This window comes from Sedimentitalea sp. XS_ASV28, from assembly GCF_041224545.1.
Taxonomy (GTDB): domain Bacteria; phylum Pseudomonadota; class Alphaproteobacteria; order Rhodobacterales; family Rhodobacteraceae; genus Sedimentitalea.
The window spans coordinates 75,095-81,220 of sequence record NZ_JBGFGP010000167.1 but is presented as its reverse complement, the minus strand read 5'-3'; the positions used below and the strand labels follow the sequence as shown (position 1 = coordinate 81,220).

The following is a 6,126-nucleotide window of genomic DNA, read 5'->3' as shown; positions in this document are numbered from 1 at the left end:
GTCCACCACCTCGTCCACCAGACCGGCGGCCTTGGCTTTTGTCGGTTCGACCATCTTGCCTTCGAGCAGGAAGGGCGACGCGCCCATCGCACCCAGCTTGCGCACCAGCCGCGTGGTGCCGCCCGCGCCGGGAAAGATACCAGGAAGAGTTATCGACTGGGTCCACCCGGGGCGGACCGACCGCAAGCCGGCGGCTTATGCGTGACAGATGGAAAGCGGCAGCTTTATTTTTCCGGTCCCAGAGCAGACAGACCCTTGAGAATGTCGATGGCATAGGCCAGCTGGTAATCCTCTTCGCGCAGTTGGGCAGATTTCTCGGCCTTCTCGCGGTCTGCTTCGATCTGGCGGATTTCGTCTTCGGACAAGCTGTCATTGTTCAACCGCCCGCGCAGGTCCGCTTCCGACCGGATGCGCGCTGCGACGCTGGTCTCTTCCTCATCCTCGCTTTCGGGTTCCCGGCGGGGCTGGGCCACGACGATATCGGGAGAAACCCCGAGCGCCTGGATCGAGCGGCCCGACGGCGTGTAATAACGCGCGGTGGTCAGGCGCATGGCCCCGTCACCCCGCAGCGGCATCACGGTCTGCACCGAACCCTTGCCAAAGCTCTTGGTGCCGACGACAATCGCCCGGCGATGGTCCTGCAGCGCACCCGCAACGATTTCCGAGGCCGACGCTGAACCGCCATTGATCAGGACGACCATCGGCTTGCCCTCGATCAGATCGCCCTCGGTCGCGTTGAACCGCTCTCCATCGGCGACATTGCGACCACGCGTGCTGACGATCTCGCCCTCGTCCAGAAACGCATCGGAGACCGAGATCGCCTGAGTCAGAAGGCCTCCGGGATTATTGCGCAGATCCAGAACCACGCCATTGATATTGTCGAGGCCGCCTGCCGCTTCGATCTGCTCTTTCAGGCCCGCTTCGAGGTTCGGGGTTGTCTGATCGTTGAAGGTTGTCACCCGCAACACCACGCTCTCGCCCTCGATCCGCGTCCGCACGGCAGTGAGCTTGATGGTGTCGCGGATGATGGAAACGTCAAAGGGTTCGCTTTCGCCTTCCCGTACCACGGTGATCACGATCTCGGACCCCACGGGGCCGCGCATCATGTCGACCGCCTTGTCCAGCGTCAGGCCAAGCAGGCTCTCGCCATCCACATGCGTGATGAAATCGCCGGCTTCCATGCCGGCCTCGTCCGCCGGAGTTCCGTCGATCGGAGAGACGACCTTGACAAAGCCCTCTTCCTGCGTGACCTCGATCCCGAGTCCGCCAAATTCACCGCGGGTCTGAACCCGCATCTGGGTTGCATCGTCCGGCGACAGATAGCTGGAATGCGGATCGAGCGAAGTCAGCATGCCGTTGATCGCGGCCTCGATCAGCTCTGACTCGTCAACCTCTTCGACATATTGCGCGCGAATACGCTCGAAGATATCCCCGAACAGGTCGAGTTGCTCGTACACGTTTGCACTGCGCCCGCTTTCCTCTGCCACCAGCGGACCAGCGATCTGTGTCGTCGCCACAACCCCCGCAAGAGTGCCGCCCAGGGCAGCCATCACGAATTTCTTCATGTTCGTTTATCCATCCTTATCGGTTCGGAACCACGTTGCCGGATCAACCGGCCGCCCGCCCTCTCTGACTTCCATATAGAGCGCTTCTGAGTGCAGAGTACCAGTGGCATCACCGCTTAGTGACAGAATTGTGCCAATTTCCGGGGCGTTGCCGCCCATGAAACCGATTGGCGTCCCCGCAGATATCACATCTCCCGCGCGTCCCAGCACCTCCCGAAGACCGGCGATGACGATCAACATATCGGGCTGCGGCTCAAGTATCACGGCGTTTCCCATATCCAGCAACGGTCCGCGATAGCGTATCGTCGCAGAGACGGGCGATGTGACCAGGGCACGCGCGCGGGCCAAAACGATCACGCCGTCTTCGTCGCCGGCCTGTTGCATCTCGCCCTCGACAGGCAGGTCCAGCGCGCCCTTGCGACCGCTCGCGTCACCCGGATAGGGCGCAATCGGTTGCGCCGCAATCTGCGAAAGCCCGTCGACAAAGCCGTCAAGCGTATCAACCGATGAAACCAGGATCGCCGTTCGGACAGGGTCTTCGACGAAGTGGACAGGCAGGTCGGTCCGTTCTGACATGACCGTTGCCAGCATCGCGCGGGCCCGCTCGCCCCCTGTGAGCGCCTGTTGCAGGACGTCGGCGGCCTGCCCTTGCGCCCGTTGCAGGCTACGCAACTCATCCAGAGCGATCCGGAGCTCTGCCGCGCGTTCAGACAGCACCGGTTTGATCTCGGCGATCAGCATCTGCGCCCGCGCGGCACCGACCGGACCGGCCGGATGTGTCACGGTAAAGACCGGCGGCGCGGCTTCGGCGGCCTGCAATACCATGAGGAACCGCGCGATTTCTGCCTCTTGCACCACAAGCGCCTGAGTGAGTTGCGCCTCGCGGGTTGCCGCGGCTCGCAATCCGTCACCCATCGCATCCATCCCCGTTTCATAGGCATGGATCGTCCGCACCAGCGCCCCAACCGGGTCCGGGGCGCTTTCTGCCGCGTCCAGCGAGCGACCCGCCGCTTGCAGCCGCTCGATCGCCGCCGTCGCCGGATCGGTCTGTGCCGCAATTGCCGAGCCACAGAACATGCCGACACAAAGAGCAAGACGCAGAATCATTTGAGCAGGCTCTTGCCGGTCATTTCGGACGGTTGCGGCAACCCCATCAGCTCAAGCAGCGTCGGCGCTAGATCGCACAGGCGTCCGCCCTCGCGCAGCGCTGCACCCTCTGGCCCGTTGACCAGCACCACCGGCACCGGGTTGAGCGTATGCGCCGTATGGGGGCCGCCGGTCTTCGGATCGACCATCGTCTCGCAGTTGCCGTGATCGGCCGTGACGATCATCGCGCCGCCCTCCTGGCGCAGCGCATCGACCACCCGGGTCAACCCCCGATCAACGGCTTCGCAGGCCCTGATCGCCGCATCCAGATCCCCGGTATGCCCCACCATGTCCGGATTGGCATAGTTGGTGACAATCAGGTCATAGCCCGCGTGGATCGCCTCGACAAACTTGTCAGTCACCTCGCCCGCCGACATCTCGGGCTGCAGATCATAGGTCGCAACCTTGGGAGATTTCGGCATGAAGCGATCCTCGCCCTTTTCGGGCTGTTCCTTGCCACCGTTCAGAAAGAACGTGACATGCGGATATTTCTCGGTCTCCGCGAGCCGGAACTGACGCTTGCCCTGCGCCGCGACCCACGCGCCCAGCGTATTGACGATATCGGCCTTGGGATAGACGGTGGTCATGTAGGTGGCGTGCCTGTCCGAATAATCGACCATGCCCAGAAACGCCGCAAGCGCCGGGCGCGGGCCGGTGTCGAACCCGTTGAAATCTGGCTGGCCGATCGCCGCGAGGATTTCGCGGGCACGGTCGGCGCGGAAATTGAGACAGAAGAAACCGTCCCCCTCCTGCAGCCCCTCATAGCTGCCGATCACCGATGGCAGGATGAACTCATCGGTTTCGCCGCGCGCATAGGCATCGGTCACAGCATTTTCCGCAGTCGCCGCGACATGCCCCCGCGCCCGGATAATCGCATCATAGGCTCGTTTGACCCGCTCCCACCGGTTGTCGCGATCCATCGCGTAATAACGTCCCGAAACCGTGACGATCCGCACCCCGTCGGGCATCTTGTCTGATAAGATGCGCAGATAGGCCTCGGTGGATTTCGGGGCAACATCGCGCCCGTCGGTGATCGCATGCAGCACGACCGGCACGCCGGCATCGGCAATCGCCCTGGCGGCGGCGGCGATGTGATCGAGATGCCCGTGCACCCCGCCATCCGACACCAGCCCCATCAGGTGCGCGGTGCCCCCACTGCGCTTCATTGCTTCGATGAAATGCAGCAATGCGCGGTTCTCGAAGAAACTGCGGTCTTCGATCGCCAGATCGATCTGGCCAAGGTCCATCGCAACCACGCGACCGGCTCCGATATTGGTGTGACCCACCTCGGAGTTGCCCATCTGTCCGCTGGGCAGGCCGACGTCGGGGCCATGGGTGGTCAGAGTCGCGCGTGGCCCGTTCTGCATAATCGCATCAAAGGTCGGAGTCTCGGCCAGCCGCGGGGCATTGCCTTCGGTCTGATCCGACAATCCCCAACCATCGAGAATGCACAACACAACGGGTTTAGGGGCAGGCATGAGGTGGCTCCGGCGTTCTGAACATCTGGCGCCTTCTAGCGCCTGCATCCGGCGGGGTGAACCGGTAATCCGGCGAGAGTGGCAAAACCACGAAATACCAACAGCCATGCGGCATGGTTCCGCCAATTGTCCGGCACCCGCCCCCCTTGCGGATACCCTCGGGCGGTTTATGATCGAAACAGTTTCATCCGCAACAAGAGGCCGACCACATGGGGCTGACCCTCAGCGAATTCCTGCCCTACCGGCTGAACTGCCTGTCCGAAGCGATGAGTCAGGAAATCAAACCGATCTATCGGGATCATTTCGGTCTGAACCGACCTGAATGGCGTGTGCTGGTCGCGCTTGCCGATCTGGGAACGGCCACCGCCAAGGAAATCGGCGTCCACAGCGCACAGCACAAGACGCGGATCAGTCGCGCGGTCCGGGCGCTGGAACAACGCCGGTGGCTGACCCGGGATCCGGACCCCGAGGATCGCCGCTCGGAAATGCTGAGCCTCACGGCGGCGGGACATCGCGCCTATTGCGACCTGGTCGGCCCGATGCGCGACAGAGAGGCCCGCATTCTCGAGCGGCTGAGCCCGGAGGAGCGACAAGCACTCGGCGAGGCGCTCGGCGCACTGGAAAGGGCGCTTGGTCTCGCACCGACGCGTGGCACCGATCCGTAGCGCGTCATTTCACGAACAGGGCGCGCCGCGTGTTGCAAAAGCACTCGTGGCCCTCCTCGGTGATCCGGATCGGCTCGGTGATCTCCAGACCTCCGTCGTCGAGCCATAGCGCCGGCATGAAGTGGAATGTCATGCCGGGTTCCAGCACCGTCATGTCGCCGCGCCGGAAAGAGATCGTGCGTTCACCCCAATCCGGCGGATAGCTGATGCCGATGGCATAACCGCAGCGGCTGTCTTTGGTGAACCCTGCCTTGTTGAGTGTCGCATTGAATGCATTCGCGATGTCTTGTGCGTGGTTCCCCGGACGCGCCATTTCGAGCCCTGCGTCGATTGCATCCAGAACCGCCGCTTCCGCATCGCGGTATTTCTGCGGCACCTTACCAAAGAACAACGTGCGCGATTGCGGGCACTGATACCGGCGGTGCGCCCCCGCGATCTCGAAGAATGTCGATTCACCCGAAACCATGGGCCGGTCATCCCATGTCAGGTGCGGGGCGGTGGCATCCATGCCCGAGGGGGCCATTGGCACGATCGCAGGGTAATCGCCCCAATATCCATCCGCGCCCCGAATGCCCGCCGAATAGATCTCGGCCACGAGGTCGTTCTTGCGCATCCCCGGTTCCGCGACATCGAGAATATGCTCGTGCATGGCCTCGACGATCCGCGCGGCGCGCTGCATGTATTCGATCTCGCGCTCGGACTTCACGGCCCGTTGCCAGTTGACGAGCCCGGTGGCGTCCTGAAACGACGCTTCGGGCAGATGGCTTTCAAGCGTGCGATGCGCCGCCGCCGAGTAATAGTAATTATCCATCTCGACACCGATCCGTGCCTTGGCCAGCCCGAGTTCATCAAGCAGGCGCGACAGATCCTGCATCGGATGCTTGTCCGGGTTCTGAACATAGCTGTCGTCATAGCCGCGGATACAGTCGTCCTGCATGAACACGGTGCGCCGCGCCCCGAGCGCATCCATGCCCCGCCCCCACCACACCGGTTCCCCCTCTTGCGAGAGGATGACGCATTGATGCACGTAGAACGACCACCCGTCATAGCCGGACAGCCATGACATGTTCGACGGATCGCTGACCACGATGGCATCGAGCCCCATCACCGTCATCTTGGCACGGGTCTTGTCGATCCTGCGCAGGTATTCTCCGGTGGTGAAATTCGCCTCGAACGTGGTCATGCGCCGCTCCTGTGGCTGCTGGATTGTCGTCGGACGACCCTCCGCCCGAATGTTCATCCGGTCAAGCCCGCTGCCGCGCAATCGACAAA

At 62.8% G+C, this 6,126-nt stretch carries 6 protein-coding genes; 1 reads left to right on the top strand and 5 read right to left on the bottom strand.

What is annotated here, in order from left to right:
- From AB9K34_RS21280 to gpmI, 4 genes are all read right to left on the bottom strand, one after another.
- On the bottom strand, nucleotides 1-186 hold a 186-nt coding region (locus AB9K34_RS21280; RefSeq protein ID WP_369956583.1), incomplete at its 3' end, for an enoyl-CoA hydratase-related protein.
- A 38-nt stretch (nucleotides 187-224) separates the two neighbouring features.
- Nucleotides 225-1,565, bottom strand: a complete 1,341-nt coding sequence (locus AB9K34_RS21275; RefSeq protein ID WP_369956582.1) for a S41 family peptidase — start codon at nucleotides 1,563-1,565, stop codon at nucleotides 225-227.
- Nucleotides 1,566-1,571: 6 nt separating this feature from the next.
- A complete protein-coding gene (locus AB9K34_RS21270; protein ID WP_369956581.1) occupies nucleotides 1,572-2,672 on the bottom strand; it encodes a murein hydrolase activator EnvC in 1,101 nt (366 codons plus the stop codon).
- Entirely contained in the window at nucleotides 2,669-4,189 is a 1,521-nt protein-coding gene (gene gpmI / locus AB9K34_RS21265) for a 2,3-bisphosphoglycerate-independent phosphoglycerate mutase (protein WP_369956580.1), read from the bottom strand. Before gpmI ends, AB9K34_RS21270 begins: the two co-directional genes overlap by 4 nt.
- Nucleotides 4,190-4,398: 209 nt before the next feature.
- On the opposite strand from gpmI, the gene AB9K34_RS21260 reads away from it, so the two are divergent.
- Complete coding sequence (locus AB9K34_RS21260) at nucleotides 4,399-4,854, top strand: MarR family winged helix-turn-helix transcriptional regulator (RefSeq protein WP_369956579.1); 456 nt, start codon at nucleotides 4,399-4,401, stop codon at nucleotides 4,852-4,854.
- 4 nt (nucleotides 4,855-4,858) lie between these two features.
- On the opposite strand, the gene doeA is transcribed toward AB9K34_RS21260, so the two are convergent.
- Entirely contained in the window at nucleotides 4,859-6,037 is a 1,179-nt protein-coding gene (doeA, locus tag AB9K34_RS21255) for an ectoine hydrolase DoeA (protein WP_369956578.1), read from the bottom strand.
- Nucleotides 6,038-6,126 lie beyond the last annotated feature (89 nt).